Annotated in this window: 11 protein-coding genes; 9 read left to right on the top strand and 2 right to left on the bottom strand. The window is 45.3% G+C overall.

The window, feature by feature from the left end; genetic code table 11:
* The first annotated feature begins 89 nt into the window (after positions 1–89).
* From MUO15_RS16715 to icmF, 8 genes are all read left to right on the top strand, one after another.
* Positions 90–2222, top strand: coding sequence for a heterodisulfide reductase-related iron-sulfur binding cluster (locus tag MUO15_RS16715; RefSeq protein WP_245031024.1), 2133 nt, complete (start codon positions 90–92; stop codon positions 2220–2222).
* A 315-nt stretch (positions 2223–2537) separates the two neighbouring features.
* Positions 2538–3725, top strand: coding sequence for an acetyl-CoA C-acetyltransferase (locus MUO15_RS16720; RefSeq protein ID WP_245031026.1), 1188 nt, complete (start codon positions 2538–2540; stop codon positions 3723–3725).
* Positions 3726–3740: 15 nt separating this feature from the next.
* On the top strand, positions 3741–4592 hold the full coding sequence (locus MUO15_RS16725; protein WP_245031028.1) for a 3-hydroxybutyryl-CoA dehydrogenase: 852 nt from the start codon (positions 3741–3743) through the stop codon (positions 4590–4592).
* Between the two features lie 21 nt (positions 4593–4613).
* The gene (locus MUO15_RS16730) at positions 4614–5759 is read left to right on the top strand and encodes an acyl-CoA dehydrogenase (protein WP_245031030.1); all 1146 of its coding nucleotides are present in this window, start codon (positions 4614–4616) and stop codon (positions 5757–5759) included.
* Between the two features lie 15 nt (positions 5760–5774).
* A complete protein-coding gene (locus tag MUO15_RS16735; RefSeq protein ID WP_245031032.1) occupies positions 5775–6914 on the top strand; it encodes an acyl-CoA dehydrogenase in 1140 nt (379 codons plus the stop codon).
* A 21-nt stretch (positions 6915–6935) separates the two neighbouring features.
* On the top strand, positions 6936–7868 hold the full coding sequence (gene meaB, locus MUO15_RS16740) for a methylmalonyl Co-A mutase-associated GTPase MeaB (protein ID WP_245031039.1): 933 nt from the start codon (positions 6936–6938) through the stop codon (positions 7866–7868).
* Between the two features lie 2 nt (positions 7869–7870).
* Positions 7871–8500, top strand: a complete 630-nt coding sequence (locus tag MUO15_RS16745) for a TetR/AcrR family transcriptional regulator (protein ID WP_245031041.1) — start codon at positions 7871–7873, stop codon at positions 8498–8500.
* A gap of 19 nt (positions 8501–8519) precedes the next feature.
* A complete protein-coding gene (icmF, locus tag MUO15_RS16750; protein WP_245031043.1) occupies positions 8520–11765 on the top strand; it encodes a fused isobutyryl-CoA mutase/GTPase IcmF in 3246 nt (1081 codons plus the stop codon).
* 744 nt (positions 11766–12509) lie between these two features.
* On the opposite strand, the gene MUO15_RS16755 is transcribed toward icmF, so the two are convergent.
* Both MUO15_RS16755 and MUO15_RS16760 read right to left on the bottom strand, forming a co-directional pair.
* Positions 12510–13787: an IS110 family RNA-guided transposase gene (locus tag MUO15_RS16755; RefSeq protein ID WP_245031045.1), complete on the bottom strand. Its 1278-nt coding sequence runs from the start codon at positions 13785–13787 to the stop codon at positions 12510–12512.
* 695 nt (positions 13788–14482) lie between these two features.
* The gene (locus MUO15_RS16760) at positions 14483–14800 is read right to left on the bottom strand and encodes a hypothetical protein (protein WP_245031046.1); all 318 of its coding nucleotides are present in this window, start codon (positions 14798–14800) and stop codon (positions 14483–14485) included.
* 291 nt (positions 14801–15091) lie between these two features.
* Here MUO15_RS16760 and rpoE point away from each other — a divergent pair, with 291 nt between their 5' ends.
* Positions 15092–15646, top strand: a complete 555-nt coding sequence (rpoE, locus tag MUO15_RS16765; protein ID WP_245031048.1) for a DNA-directed RNA polymerase subunit delta — start codon at positions 15092–15094, stop codon at positions 15644–15646.
* Positions 15647–15683: the final 37 nt, after the last annotated feature.

Genomic DNA, 15683 nt, shown 5'->3' on the forward strand with positions numbered 1-15683 from the left:
ATATAAGATTCAGAAAATTGACAGGTTTTCGAATTGGCATGGGGGTGTGATTCGGAAATTTGTGTAACCAACGTAGAGGGGGAGAACAGATGAATCCTTTGTTACTGGCAAATTGGATTTTATTCCTGGGTGTGACGGTATATGGCTTATATTTGTTTGTACGAGTTGTGCGTACACGCGTCGCCTATATCCAAATGGGGAAAAAAGTCGAATTTGATGGTCAGATAAAGAGACGTCTTCAAAAAATATGGATTTACGTGTTTGGACAGAAGAAGTTGTTGAAGGATAAGAAATCGGGAGCCATTCATGTCATGATGTTTTATGGCTTTATCCTCGTTCAGTTTGGAGCGATCGATTTCATTTGGAAGGGACTAGCACCTGATTCACATTTACCGCTAGGTCCGCTGTATCCTGGTTTCACCTTTTTTCAGGAGCTTGTGACATTAACAATTCTTGTCGCTGTCATATGGGCGTTTTACCGTCGCTATATTGAGAAGCTTGTTCGCTTAAAGCGTGGTTTTAAAGCAGGAATGGTCCTTCTTTTTATTGGATTATTAATGGTTTCAGTACTTATTGGAAATGGAATGGGATTAATTTGGCATGGTCATGAAGGAGCATGGACAGAACCAATTGCGACAATTATTGCAAACGCTTTCGGGTGGATGCCGCCTGCAGCTGCAGCCAGCGTATTTTTCGCTATGTGGTGGATTCATTTATTAGTTCTTCTCACATTCCTTGTCTATGTTCCACAATCGAAGCACGCACACTTGCTCGCAGCGCCAGTCAATGTGTTCTTAAGCCGTGAGGGTCCTCCCGGCAAACTTAAGAAAATTGATTTTGAAATGGATGAGGAAGCCGATGAAGAAGACGTTTCCTTTGGTGTTGGAAAAGTGGAGGATTTCAATCAGCTGCAAATGATTGACTTCTACGCTTGTGTTGAATGCGGCCGTTGTACAAATGTATGTCCAGCGGCAGGTTCAGGAAAGATGCTGTCACCGATGGATTTGCTTGTTAAAATCCGCGACCACTTAACGGAGACAGGGGCAGCCGTTACTGGTAAGGCGCCATGGGTTCCTTCCTATGCTTTTGCAGGAACTGAAGGCAATACCCTTGCAAAAATGGCTGAGTCCCAAGGTGGAAACGAGGCGGCTGCTACGGCTGAAGACGTAAACGGTAAAAGCTTGATTGGTGACGTGATTACAGAAGAGGAACTATGGGCTTGTACAACATGCCGTAACTGTGAAGATGCCTGCCCAGTTATGAATGAACACGTCGATAAAATCATTGACCTTCGCCGCTATCTCGTTTTAACAGAAGGTAAAATGGACCAGGATGGACAGCGTGCGATGATGAACATCGAACGCCAAGGAAACCCTTGGGGACTATCTAAGAAGGAACGTGAAAACTGGCGCGATACCGAGGAAGATGTATCGATTCCGACTGTAAAAGAACTTAAAAAATCAGGCGAGGAATTTGAGTATCTGTTCTGGGTAAGCTCCATGGGCTCCTATGATAACCGCAGCCAGAAGATTGCCATGGCTTTTGCCAAGCTTATGAATAAAGCTGGCATTAAGTTTGCGATTCTCGGTAACAAGGAGCAGAACTCCGGCGATACGGCCCGCCGCATGGGGAATGAATTTTTATTCCAAGAACTTGCGGAGAAGAACATTAAAGAATTTGAGAAGCATGACGTCAAAAAGATCATTACGATTGACCCGCATGCGTATAATATTTTCAAAAATGAATACCCTGATTTTGGCTATGAAGCGGAAGTCTTTCACCATACGGAAATGCTGGCTGAATGGCTGAAGGACGGCAGATTGAAGCCTGACGTTGAAGTGAACGAAACGATTACCTATCACGACAGCTGTTACCTTGGGCGTTACAACGAAGTGTATCAGCCGCCACGCGATGTCCTTGAAATGATTCCAGGCGTAAAAGTCGTTGAAATGAATCGTAACCGCTCAAACGGCATGTGCTGTGGAGCCGGCGGCGGGATGATGTGGATGGAAGAGAAATCAGGTAACCGCATGAACGTTGCCCGTACAGAGCAGGCTTTAGAAGTAGAACCAACGATGATTTCAAGTGGCTGCCCATTCTGCCTAACGATGCTTTCTGATGGTACGAAAGCGAAGGAAGTGGAAGAGAAGATCAGTACAATGGATATTGCAGAGATTTTAGCAAAATCGATTTTCCCGGAGAAAGTGGAAAAGTCGGCATAGAAAAGCGGAACACCTTGAAGCTAAACGGCTAAGATGTAAAGTTTGGACGCTAACTATTTAAAAAAGCCGCAAAAAATTAAAGTTGGCCACGGTAATTGGGAAGTGCCCGCTAAATGTAGGATTTAGTCGCGAAATTGAATTTTGAACGGTTATCTTCCAAATCGACAAGGACAAAAACTATCTTTTTATGAATCTAGTGTGAAAAATGTGGAAAGTGTACAGTAAATTATGTACACTTTCCTTATGAGGGGAAATTGAGCGAGCGTTCAATCGCTATTATTGTAAGCGTTACCAATATAAAGGAGGAAATTCATTATGACGAAAACTGTAATCGTAGCAGGGGCACGTACACCTTTTGGAAAATTTGGCGGAGGTCTGGCCCCTTTAACGGCTGCACAGCTAGGCGGAATTGCCATCAAAGCTGCTTTAGAAAGAGCGAATGTGAAAGCAGAGGATGTGAAGGAAGTCATCATGGGCACGGTTTTACAGGGTGGTCAGGGACAGTTACCTTCCCGCCAGGCTTCACGTGAAGCGGGCATTCCTTGGGATGTGAAGACGGAAACGGTTAACAAGGTTTGTGCATCTGGCATGCGTAGTGTAACGATGGCTGATCAGTTCATCCGTTTAGGGGAAGAAGATATTATTGTTGCCGGTGGTATGGAAAGCATGAGCAACGCACCATACTTCATGCCGAAAGCGCGATGGGGCATGCGTATGGGTGATGCAGATGTCAAAGATATGATGGTGCATGATGGGCTTACTTGCTCTTTTGAAAATGTGCATATGGGCAGCTACGGAAATCGAACGGCCAATAAATTTGAATTGACGCGTGAGTCGCAGGACGAATGGGCGGCTCGCAGTCATGATCGTGCTCTTCAGGCGATTGAGGATGGCAAGTTGGCTGAGGAAATTGTCTCAGTTGAGGTTCCGCAGCGTAAAGGGGATCCGGTTGTTATTGACACAGATGAGGCACCGAGAAAAGGAACGACTGCTGAAAGGTTGGCGAAGCTGCGTCCTGCGTTTGATAAAGATGGAACGATTACAGCTGGAAATGCTCCAGGTGTGAACGATGGGGCTTGTGCGATGCTGCTTATGTCTGATGAAAAAGCGCAAGAAATTGGGGCTGAAACGTTAGCTACCATTCTTGCTCATGATGAAGTGGCGGTTGAAGCCCATGATTTTCCGGAAACGCCAGGGTTAGTAATTAATAAGCTGCTTAAAAAAGCTGGTAAGTCCATAGATGAAATTGATCTTTTTGAAGTCAATGAGGCTTTTGCAACGGTGTCGCTAGCGAGCGGAAAAATTGCTGGCATTGATCCGGAAAAAGTCAACGTAAACGGTGGCGCTGTGGCACTTGGACACCCGATCGGAGCAAGTGGTGCCCGTATTTTACTTACCTTAGCACATGAACTGAAGCGTCGCGGCGGCGGTTTAGGTATTGCGGCGATTTGCTCTGGCGGCGGTCAAGGGGATGCCGTATTGATCGAAGTACCGAAACAGTAACGAGGGGGAGTCAACATGTCAGTTAATCAAGTGATGGTCATTGGTGCCGGACAGATGGGAGCAGGGATTGCTCAAGTATTCGCTCAGTCAGGCCTGAAAGTGAAATTAAATGATATGAACGAGGAAGCATTAAACAAAGGGATCACAGGTATTGAAAAACGTTTGCAACGCGTAGTAGATAAAGGCAAATTAACAGCAGATGAGCAGGCAAAAGCGAACGAATTGCTCTCCGGAACGACTGATTTGAACGATGCATCTGATTGCGATCTCGTGATTGAAGCGGTCGTAGAAAATATGGATGTAAAAACGAAGGTATTCCAAAGCCTTGATGAAATTACACCGGCTCATGCAATTTTGGCATCCAATACCTCATCTTTGCCAATCACTGAAATTGCAGCGGTTACGAAGCGTCCATCTCAAGTCATCGGTATGCACTTCATGAACCCGGTGCCAGTCATGAAACTTGTGGAAATCATCCGTGCCATTCAAACGAGTGATGAAACGTATCAAGTGATTGAGGAAATGACGAAGAAGCTGAATAAGGCGCCTGTTGAAGTCAATGACCTTCCAGGCTTTGCTGCCAATCGGATTTTGATGCCGATGATTAATGAAGCGATTTTTGCTGTTCATGAAGGTGTCGCTTCCGTAGAAGATGTTGACACGGTCATGAAGCTCGGGATGAACCACCCGATGGGGCCACTGACACTGGCTGATTTCATTGGTCTTGATACATGTCTGTATATTATGGAAGTTCTTCACGACGGCTTTGGCGACAGTAAGTATCGTCCGTGTCCACTGCTTAGACAGTATGTAAAAGCAGGCTGGCTCGGTAAAAAGTCAGGTCGAGGATTTTACAGCTACGAATAACAGGTGAGGGAGAGAGCAAGCATGAACCTGCAGTTTACGGATGAACAACAGATGATGAGGAAGATGGTGCGGGATTTTGCCGAGAAGGAAGTTGCTCCGGCCGTTGAACGTATGGAAGAGGAAGATCGTTTTCCTGTGGAGTTGCTCAAAAAAATGGGGGAGCTTGGTTTAATGGGCATCCCGATTCCTGAACAGTATGGCGGTTCTGAGATGGATTACACATCTTATATCATTGCGATTCATGAGATTGCTAAAGTTAGTGCGACATTAGGGGTTATTTTGTCCGTGCACACGTCGGTAGGTACCAACCCTATTCTTTATTTTGGCACAGAGGAACAGAAGCAAAAGTATATTCCTAAACTCGCCTCTGGGGAATACTTAGGAGCGTTTGCTTTAACAGAGCCAAGCGCTGGTTCGGACGCTGGCAGTTTAAAGACACGTGCGGAAAAACAAGGTGGCCATTACATTTTAAATGGATCAAAAGTATTCATTACAAATGGCGGTGAGGCGGACACATTTATCGTTTTTGCACGAACGAATCGTGATGAAAAAAACGGCAAAGGGGTCAGCGCCTTTATTGTTGAACGTGACACGCCAGGTTTTTCAATAGGCAAAGCGGAGAAGAAAATGGGACTGCATGGGTCGAGTACGGTGTCACTTAATTTTGATCAATGCCAAGTTCCCACTTCGCAATTGCTTGGTGAAGAAGGGGAAGGCTTCAAGATTGCCCTTGCGAACTTAAATGTCGGCCGAATTGGCATTGCTGCCCAATCTCTAGGAATTGCAGAGGCCGCACTCGAACACGCGGTTGCCTATGCAAAAGAAAGAGAGCAATTTGGCAAGTCAATCGCAAAGCACCAGGGGATTTCTTTCAAGCTCGCCGACATGGCGACAGATGTGGAAGCTGCAAAACTATTAGTCTATCAAGCGGCATCCTTACAAGCGGCTGGCGAAAAATGCGGCAAGCAAGCATCGATGGCTAAACTATTTGCATCAAAAGCAGCGGTCAGCACGTCGATTGAAGCTGTCCAGGTGCACGGGGGCTACGGCTACACGGAAGATTACGCTGTCGAACGTTTTTTCCGTGACGCGAAAGTGTGCGAAATCTATGAAGGAACGAGCGAAATCCAGCGAATTGTCATCAGTAATCATTTAATAAAAGGTTGAACAGGGGGATGGACGATGAATTTCAAGCTTACAGAAGAACAAGAAATGCTTAGAAAAATGGTACGCGATTTCGCGAAAAATGAGGTCGAGCCAACAGCAGCTGAGCGTGATGAAGAAGAGCGTTTTGATCGTGAAATTTTTGACAAAATGGCGGAGCTTGGCTTGACCGGAATTCCATGGCCAGAAGAGTATGGCGGGATTGGGTCAGATTTTGTCAGTTACGTGATTGCCGTTGAGGAGCTGTCCCGTGTTTGTGCATCAACAGGGGTAACGCTATCCGCGCATATTTCTCTATGCAGCTGGCCAATTTATAAATTCGGAAATGAAGAGCAAAAGAAAACCTACCTCGCCCAGCTTGCTTCAGGCGAAAAGCTGGGAGCTTACGCGTTATCAGAGCCGGGAGCAGGCAGTGATGTCTCCTCAATGCGTACACAAGCGAAACTTGATGGCGACCATTACGTGTTAAATGGTAACAAAGTGTGGATCACGAATGGCGGTGTCGGTGATATTTATATCGTTTTTGCCAAAACAAATCCGGATGCTGGCAGCAAAGGAGTTAGTGCCTTCATCGTTGAAAAAGGAACAGAAGGCTTTACGTTTGGGAAGAAGGAAAGAAAGCTCGGCATTCGTTCCTCTCCAACAACAGAACTGATTTTTGAAAATTGCAGGATTCCTAAAGAGAACTTGCTTGGTGAAGAGGGGCAAGGCTTTAAGATCGCAATGATGACACTTGACGGCGGCCGTAACGGGATTGCTGCTCAAGCACTTGGGATCGCTCAAGGAGCACTGGATGAATCGGTTAATTATGCAAAAGAGCGTGAACAATTTGGTAAGCCGATCGCCAAACATCAAGGGGTCTCCTTTAAGCTTGCTGACATGGCAACCGAAATTGAAGCAGCCCGGCTATTAACCTACCAAGCGGCTTATTTAGAATCAGAAGGCCAGCCCTATGCGAAAGCGTCTGCGATGGCGAAATTGTTTGCCGGCGATGCTGCCATGCGTATAACGGTTGAGGCTGTCCAAGTCCACGGCGGCTATGGTTATACGAAAGATTATCCAGTTGAACGTTATATGCGTGACGCGAAAATTACGCAAATTTATGAAGGTACAAATGAAATCCAGCGTCTCGTTATCGGGCGTATGGTAACACAGTAAGAGAAAGGAAGGCCCATAGCAATGCACCCTCTAGCTGAACGGATCAAAAAACAGGATATGCGGGCACTGGCACGGGCAATTTCAGTCGTGGAAAGTGACCATCCAGATAAACTGTCGTTAATGAGTGACATTTTTTCGATTAAAAAGAGTGCCCATTACATTGGAATCACAGGCTCTCCAGGGGCTGGGAAGAGCTCACTGATTAATCGTCTGCTCACCCATTTGAGAAACCAAGAGCTTACCGTTGCGGTCATTGCTGTTGACCCGACGAGTCCGTTTAGCGGTGGGTCGTTGCTCGGGGATCGTACGCGCATGAATCAGCATTTTCTCGATCCAGGCATTTTCATACGCAGCATGGCAACGCGCGGAAGTTTAGGGGGTCTGGCGCGGGCGACGAAGGATGCGATACGTGTATGTGATGCCTATGGATTTGATGTCATTTTAGTGGAAACGGTCGGGGTAGGCCAGTCAGAACTAGACATTATGAAGGTCGTTGATACGACAGGTCTAGTGCTGACACCGAATAGTGGCGATGTCCTGCAAATCTTCAAGGCGGGGATTATGGAGATTGCTGATCTTTTTATTATCAATAAAGCGGATCTGCCTGGAGTCGTCAAATTAAAAGCGACCTTAGAGGAATACATGATGATCGCCGATCCTAAAGGCTGGCGGCCGCTCATCGTTCGAACAATTTCCACAGAGAACAAAGGGATGGAAGAACTTTGGGATGGGGTATCCCGCCACCGCACCTATTTATATGACACTGATCAAGGAGAGAAAAAACGCCGTCAGCAGCTTCAGCTTGAGGTCTATGAGTTGGTCCGTGAAGAAATTTGGCGTGATGTGAGAGAGCATGTGGAGGATGATCAGGAGAAGCTGCGTGAAGTCAGCGATCCTGAAGCAGATCCATACAGGCTCGCACGCTCCTGGTATCAACAATGGAAGGGTGACTGAACATGACGAAAAACCAAGTACCCTCTTCAATAAAAGACGAAGCCCTCGTAGAGAAACGGCGTGAACAAATGGTCAAAGGAGCGGTAACCCTTTTTACGGAAAAAGGGTTCCACAAAACGACCACTCGTGAAATTGCCAAGGCTGCAGGGTTCAGTATCGGCACATTATATGAATATATTAGAAAAAAAGAAGACGTCTTGTTCCTTGTTTGTGATTCTATCTACGAACGAGTAAAGGAACGAATGGAAAGTTCAATTGATCAGAATGAAACGAGTATCGACAACCTCGTTTGTGCTGTGCGTTCGTACTTTTCCCTGATGGACGATATGCAGGGGGAGGTTCTCGTTATGTACCAGGAGGTCAAATCATTATCAAAAGATGCTCAAGACTATGTCCTGCAGAAGGAACGAGACATGGTCGCCATGTTAGAGAAAGTAATCATTAATAGTCTTCCTAATCAGCTGCCGGAAGAGGATACGGCACTGATCGCCAATAACATATTTGTTCAAGGGCAGATGTGGGGATTCAGACGGTGGATGCTGCAGCGCACGTTTACTTTGGAATCTTATACAGACAGACAAATCCATTTGCTGCTTCAAGGGCTGAATGTTCCAAAGGCGAATTTATCTTAGGTGAAGGAGGAGAGGTATAATGGAACAACCGCACGTATATCAAGCGAAAAACCCGGTGCGATTTGTGACGTCATCGAGTCTTTTTGACGGCCACGATGCGTCGATTAATATTATGCGCAGAATTTTACAAGCAACTGGAGCTGAGGTCATCCACCTCGGACACAACCGCTCCGTAGAGGAAGTCGTCAATGCGGCTATTCAAGAGGACGCCCAAGGGATTGCCATCTCATCTTATCAAGGGGGCCACGTCGAATACTTCAAATATATGGTCGATCTCTTGAGAGAAAAAGGGGCCGACCATATTCGAGTGTATGGCGGAGGTGGAGGTGTCATCCTTCCACGCGAGATTAAAGAGCTCCACGAGTACGGTGTTGCCCGCGTGTTTTCACCGGAAGACGGCCGCGGCCTTGGCTTGCAGGGTATGATCAATACGATGATGGAGGAGTGCGATTTCCTTCCGCCGCTCAATGTAAAAGAAGCGGTCGCTGATTTGAAAAATGGCAGCCACCAGGCGATGGCACGCTTTATAACATATGTTGAGAATACGCCGAAGGAAGACCGTGAAGTCGTTGCAGCATTCGAAACTGCCGTAGAAGATACGACAGAAAAAACGATACCGGTCCTCGGTATTACCGGCACAGGTGGGGCAGGAAAAAGTTCATTGACAGACGAATTGATCCGCCGCTTCATTCATGAAGTGCCTGATAAGAAGATCGCTATCCTGTCTGTTGACCCGACGAAAAAGAAAACAGGGGGCGCTTTGCTTGGTGACCGTATTCGCATGAACGCGATTTTTAACCCGCGTGTTTATATGCGTTCGCTGGCTACACGTGATGCCAGCTCTGAGGTATCGAAGTCGATTGAAGAAGCGATCCAAGTCGTCAAGGCAGCAGGGGTTGATTTTGTTATCGTTGAAACGAGTGGGATTGGTCAAGGGGATGCGGCAATCACCGACATTACTGATCTATCGATGTATGTGATGACAGCAGAATTCGGTGCCCCTTCCCAGCTTGAGAAGATCGATATGATTGATTTTGCTGATTTTATCGTGATTAATAAATTTGAACAAAAAGGCTCGGAGGATGCACTTTCACAAGTACGGAAGCAATATGAACGCAGTCACATGCTGTTTCATCAAGATGCGACGAAGTTCCCTGTTTACGGTACGATCGCCAGTCAATTCAATGATCCGGGTACGAATACATTGTTTGCCGGTATCATCGATAAACTAAATGAAGATTATGCCTGGCAGGATGACACATCATTTGAACGTGTCGATAAAGTAGAAAAACAGAACGTGATCATTCCAAATGAACAAAAGCAGTATTTGCGTGATATTTCGCTTGCTGTCCGTGACTATCATAAACATACGAATGATCAAGCAGATCAGGCCCGTAAGCTTTACCAGCTCAATGGAACTCTTGAGATGCTCGGAGACGATGAACAAAAAGCAAGTATCGAACGTCTGATAGAAGATTATGAACGTAGGCTTGACCGTGAGTCGAGCGAAAAACTTGGGGACTGGGATGATCTGCACGAGCGCTACAGCGGAGAAACCTACACATTTAAAGTCCGTGATAAAGAAATTACCATGGACCTGACGACAGAAAGCCTTTCCGGAATTAAAGTGCCTAAGGTAGCATTACCTCATTATAGCGACTGGGGTGATCGGTTAACTTGGTTGCTGCGTGAAAATGTACCAGGAGCCTTCCCATTTACGGCCGGTGTTTTTCCGTTTAAGCGAAAAGGGGAGGATCCGAAGCGTCAGTTTGCTGGTGAAGGAACACCTGAGCGTACCAATCGCCGCTTTCATTATCTTTCAGAAGGTGATGATGCCAAACGTCTAAGCACAGCTTTTGACTCGGTTACGCTATATGGGGAAGACCCAGATGAGCGTCCTGATATTTACGGAAAAGTTGGCGAGAGCGGTGTCAACATTTGTACACTTGAGGACATGAAGAAGCTGTATGATGGGTTTGACCTCGTTGACCCGACAACGTCTGTATCAATGACGATCAATGGTCCGGCTCCGATCATTCTGGCGATGTTTTTCAATACCGCGATTGACCAGCAGCTGAATAAGTTTAAGGAGGAAAATGGTCGCGAACCGAATGCAGATGAAGCGTCGAAAATTAAAGAAGATACGATTCATGTCGTACGCGGAACGGTTCAGGCGGATATTTTAAAAGAGGACCAGGGACAGAATACGTGTATTTTCTCAACAGAATTTGCATTGAGGATGATGGGCGATATTCAACAATACTTTATCGATCATGAAGTCCGCAACTACTATTCTGTATCGATTTCCGGCTACCATATTGCTGAAGCTGGGGCGAACCCGATTACACAGCTTGCTTTTACATTGGCAAACGGGTTCACTTACGTGGAGTACTATTTAAGCCGCGGCATGGACATTAACAAATTTGCACCAAACCTGTCGTTCTTTTTCTCAAACGGCCTTGATCCAGAATACACCGTACTTGGCCGCGTAGCCCGCAGAATTTGGGCGATTGTGATGAAAAATAAATACGGTGCCAATGAACGCAGTCAGAAGCTGAAGTACCATATTCAAACATCCGGCCGTTCTCTGCACGCACAGGAAATCGACTTTAACGATATTAGAACGACATTGCAAGCCTTGATTGCCATCCAGGATAATTGTAACTCTCTGCACACAAACTCTTATGATGAGGCAATCACAACACCAACCGAGGAATCTGTTCGACGTGCGATGGCGATTCAAATGATCATCAGCAAAGAATTCGGCTTAACAAAAAACGAAAACTCCCAGCAAGGCGCGTACATTATTCGTGAACTGACTGATTTAGTTGAGGAAGCCGTTTTACAGGAGTTTGAACGGATGAACGACCGCGGTGGTGTGCTTGGCGCGATGGAACGTCAATATCAGCGTGGTAAAATTCAAGAGGAATCGCTTTACTATGAAGGCAAAAAGCATTCTGGTGAACTGCCGATTATCGGCGTAAACACCTACTTGAACCCGAACCCACTGACAGAGGACGATATCAATTCAATGGATATTGCTCGTGCAGACAAAGAAGAGAAAGAGCACCAAATCACAGAACTACGTAACTTCCAGCGGACGAATGAAGCGAAAACAGCTGATGCTCTCAAACGTTTGCAAGAGACAGCAAGCGGTGGAGGCAACATTTTTGCTGAATTGATGGAAACGGTAAAAGTAGCCAGCCTCGGGCAAATTACCAATGCTCTGTATGCAGTAGGCGGACAATATCGACGTAATATGTAAGTAGAAAAGCGGAAAAGCCCGTTTAGCCCCGTACGCATAAGACAAGCGGCGCAGTGAAAAAGGATTCAAGGAAGTTCGGTTTTAGCCGAACATCCTCTAAACAGCAAGCCTCCTCAGGCGAAGCCTTCCGGGGTCTCGCCTCGCTCCTTCTCCCGCGGGAGTCTCGCCGTTTTCCCACCCACCTGTTTTGTGATGAACGGAGCCATTCGTATTCCGAAAGAGTCTCTCAGAGGGCTTCATCCATCATGATGTGGCATAATAACCGTGTCACAGAGAGATTTTCAGCTCTCTGATAGGAAGTTCTTCTGTCGTTTTGGGTACTGTGAATCTGTAATGTTTCCGTTCTTCTCACAAACACAAGGAGGTCCGGTAAATTGCGACACTCCCTCCGGAAATATTGATACATCAAGGGTTATAAGCTATTTTTATCTATCAAAAAATTTTTTTGCACGCCACTCACCAATCAGTTTATTCCTTTTCCTCAAATTTAAGGGAGTTACGGTTACGCGTTGCGTTCCCTAAATGGAGTAGGGTTCCGTTTTGTATAAATCGATGCATCTTGGATCTCTGCTTTCTTATGAGGACGTACCCTCCCATGTCTCTTGGCGTCGTGCGCCTACATTCCTTCGTTCGGTCTCATCATAAGGCAGAGGCCGGCCTATTTCTCCTGTTTAGACTCGTAGTCTCCCGTCTCGCCTGGCGCCAGCTTCTCCGTGTCATCTTATGAGTTGGGAATGTGTTTGATCACGCGGCCTGTTTGAGGCAGTGAAGGTCCTGCTTCATTCGGTCCTCATTGAAATGAACCTGGTGATTCGATAAACCAAAAAAGATTTTTAACAGTTTTCCGCAAAGTACAACCATAGCTTCCTTTTTCTTCAAAGGATTTATGGAGCGAGTGATATAGTATTGATACAACTCCTGAAATATGCTGTTATTTTGAAGCAGCGGTAAAATGGCGCGATAAAGAAGGTTCCTGAGCCGTTTCCTTCCACGTTTGGAAATCTTCTTCTGTCCCTGGTGTTTTCCAGAAGAGTTCTCACGCAGCGTTAACCCCGCTAATTTAATGAGTTGGCGTGGGTGGTTGTACTGCTTAAGAGATCCGGTCTCCGCGATCAAGTCAATGACCGTATTCTTTCCAATGCCGGGAATGGATACAAGGTATTCGTATTCCTCAAGTTGTGTAGCCAGCTCCTCCAATCGGATATTGATGTCCTGTAATCGACGTTCGACAAGGAGGAATTGGTCTACAAGGGTGGCGATTTCAAATCGTGCCATCTCTATCCCTTCCGTAAGCCCAATGGATGCTTCGGCTGTACGCTTCATCTTTCGAATCGTACTCTTCGCGGGTGATCGTATGTCCGCCTTTTCCCTGTAGATCAGCGCCAGTTCTTCTACTTCTTGATGGAGAAGATCTTCCGGTAATGGCGTGTGCTTTAAGATCGCACAGGCCAACTGTCCAAAGCCTTTAATGACGGTTTTAAATTCCGGGAAGTATTGGTCTAACCACCTCGTCATCTGGTTTTTCAGACGTGCGTGTTCCTCTTTGAGTTTCCATCGCATGGACGAACCGTTTCTCAGTTCAGCTTCCACACCCTCTGGAATCCTAGGATAGCTAAAGTTCCCGCCTACCATGAGTTTCGAGATGAGACGCGAATCCTTTTTATCATTTTTTGTTTGAAGATTATCATCAAATTCTTTAGATTTTTTTACATGCATGGGATTGACGACCACGAAGGGAATATTCGATTCCATCAGGAAGGAAGCTAAATTCATCCAGTAATGGCCTGTGGGTTCAAAGCCGATGAGAACACTGCTCTTCTCATGCCGTCGAAGCCATTCATTCAACTGTTTGCGAAAGTCTTCAAACCCTTCCAAGCTCTGTTTGAAACCTATGGGACCTTGTAATTCGCGTCCGCGGTCATCTAACGCGCATGCATAGTGAGTTTTCTTAGCGATATCGATACCGATCACTAAGGACTCTTCGGTGATTTGATTTATTCGTTCATTCCTATTATGATTCAAGGGGAAGTCCTCCTTTTGATGTTTGTATTTGGTTGTACAAATGCATCATAACGGAGGGCTTTTTTTTATGCAAGAACCTCTATTCTAAATCCCACAGGAATCTCCTGTGGGATGAACATGACAGGTGAGGCCCCGGAGGACGGAGTCCGAGGAGACTCAGCGCATGCCCACGGAAAGCGAGTGATTTCCCGGACCTCCTTCTCTATCCAAGGAAACGGAAACATATCTCGAGATCGAGTCTTCCAGATTACTGCCCTTAACCTAATAAAAATGATTTCAAGTTTCCTACTTGACTAGATTTGGGGAGGTGCTTCCTTTTTTGCGTTTTGAATCCCTTGGGCAGAAGGGGCTTAAATTATGAAATTGATTCATACAGTAAAAAAAGCGGAAAATAGAACCCAGCCTCTTAAACCGGGCTGGATTTTTAACGTTATTGAAGAGTGGATCTATGTAATGAAGTGAAAAATGGCTAAATATGCATATATTCTATATTTCGTGCAATTAATCAGAATTTCATGCAATTATCCTTGAATATGTGCAATTATTGAGGATTTCGTGCAATTATTCAAAAATATGTGCAATTACGGCTAGTCACCAGTTTTTAAAGGAGTCAAATTATGATGACATTCGGCAGAGGAGATCTAGCATAATAGAAGAAAGAAAAATCAGCCCTGCCTAAGCAGGACTGACCTTGTTTAATGACCGCCGCCGACGCTGTCTTCGTCATGGGCTTGGTTAATTTGTACGATATATGGATGGGTATTCCCGTACCACTCATAAGAGATGTCATAGCTTTCACCAGATGTCAGCACCATCCAGGTATTCGTATCTTTCACGTGAAGCTGCTGATCATCGACAGTTATAAAATAGCCTTTTTCTCCATGAGTCTTTTCGGTAATCGTCGCTTCAGTTAAGTGTTTCTCGTGAATGATTCCATAGTTTGTGAATGCCCATGTACCAAGTCCAACAACTATAATAATTAGTATGATCCAGTCAAAAGGGTGTGTCTTCATATCGTCTCTCCTTTTCATACTCTCTCCTGTTATTTTACGACAAAAAATGGAGAACACCAAATGAGAATGCTTTCTTATATGGTGTTTTCTTCCACCTCAGGTCATCCAGAATCTGGATGACCTGAGGTGGAAGAAAAAGGGTAGTGGATGTAGGTGTTTGTCTGCCTTTTTCTTATGGATGATTTGATTTTTGTTAAGGCTGACCATATAATGGATGGTATGATTAAATGTGATCCGTATGCCTATGATGTAATTAATAGATCATTTGATGAGTAAAGGAGTGCTTTGAAGGTGAGTGTAAAGGAACTGAGTAAAGAGCAAGTAGAGGAAATATCAATGATTGAACTAGCAACAATGATCCTTGAGGATAAGAGAGAAGCGATCGATTTTAACGAAGTTTTCGAGCGTATTGCTTCATTGAAAGGATTCAATGAGAAACAGAAGGAAGAATACATCGCCCAGTTCTATACAGATTTAAATGTAGACGGTCAATTTATGACGATAGGAACAAATAGATGGGGCCTAAGAAGTTGGTATCCTGTAGAACAAATGGAAGAGGAAATTGCCAACCTTCCACAGAAACGTAAAAAGAAAAAGAAGAAAAAGAAACCATCTAAATTACTTGAAGATGAATTAGGTGAGTCTGGCTACGATGATAGCGGTGACGATGATGATGACCTGGAAGAGGATATTGAATTGACTGATGAGGACCTTGATCTAGGTGATGATGACGAAGATGATGACGAAGGTGACTATGAGGATGACGACTTAGATGAAGAGGAAGAAGAAATGGTTGAAGACGACGTCAGCTTCGTTGGTGATGATGACGAGAAAGATAAATCCTAAGGTTGACTTTCAAAGTCCGAATGAGTAGTATTTTACT

It is taken from the genome of Halobacillus amylolyticus (assembly GCF_022921115.1).
In the GTDB taxonomy this organism is placed as follows: domain Bacteria; phylum Bacillota; class Bacilli; order Bacillales; family Halobacillaceae; genus Halobacillus_A; species Halobacillus_A amylolyticus.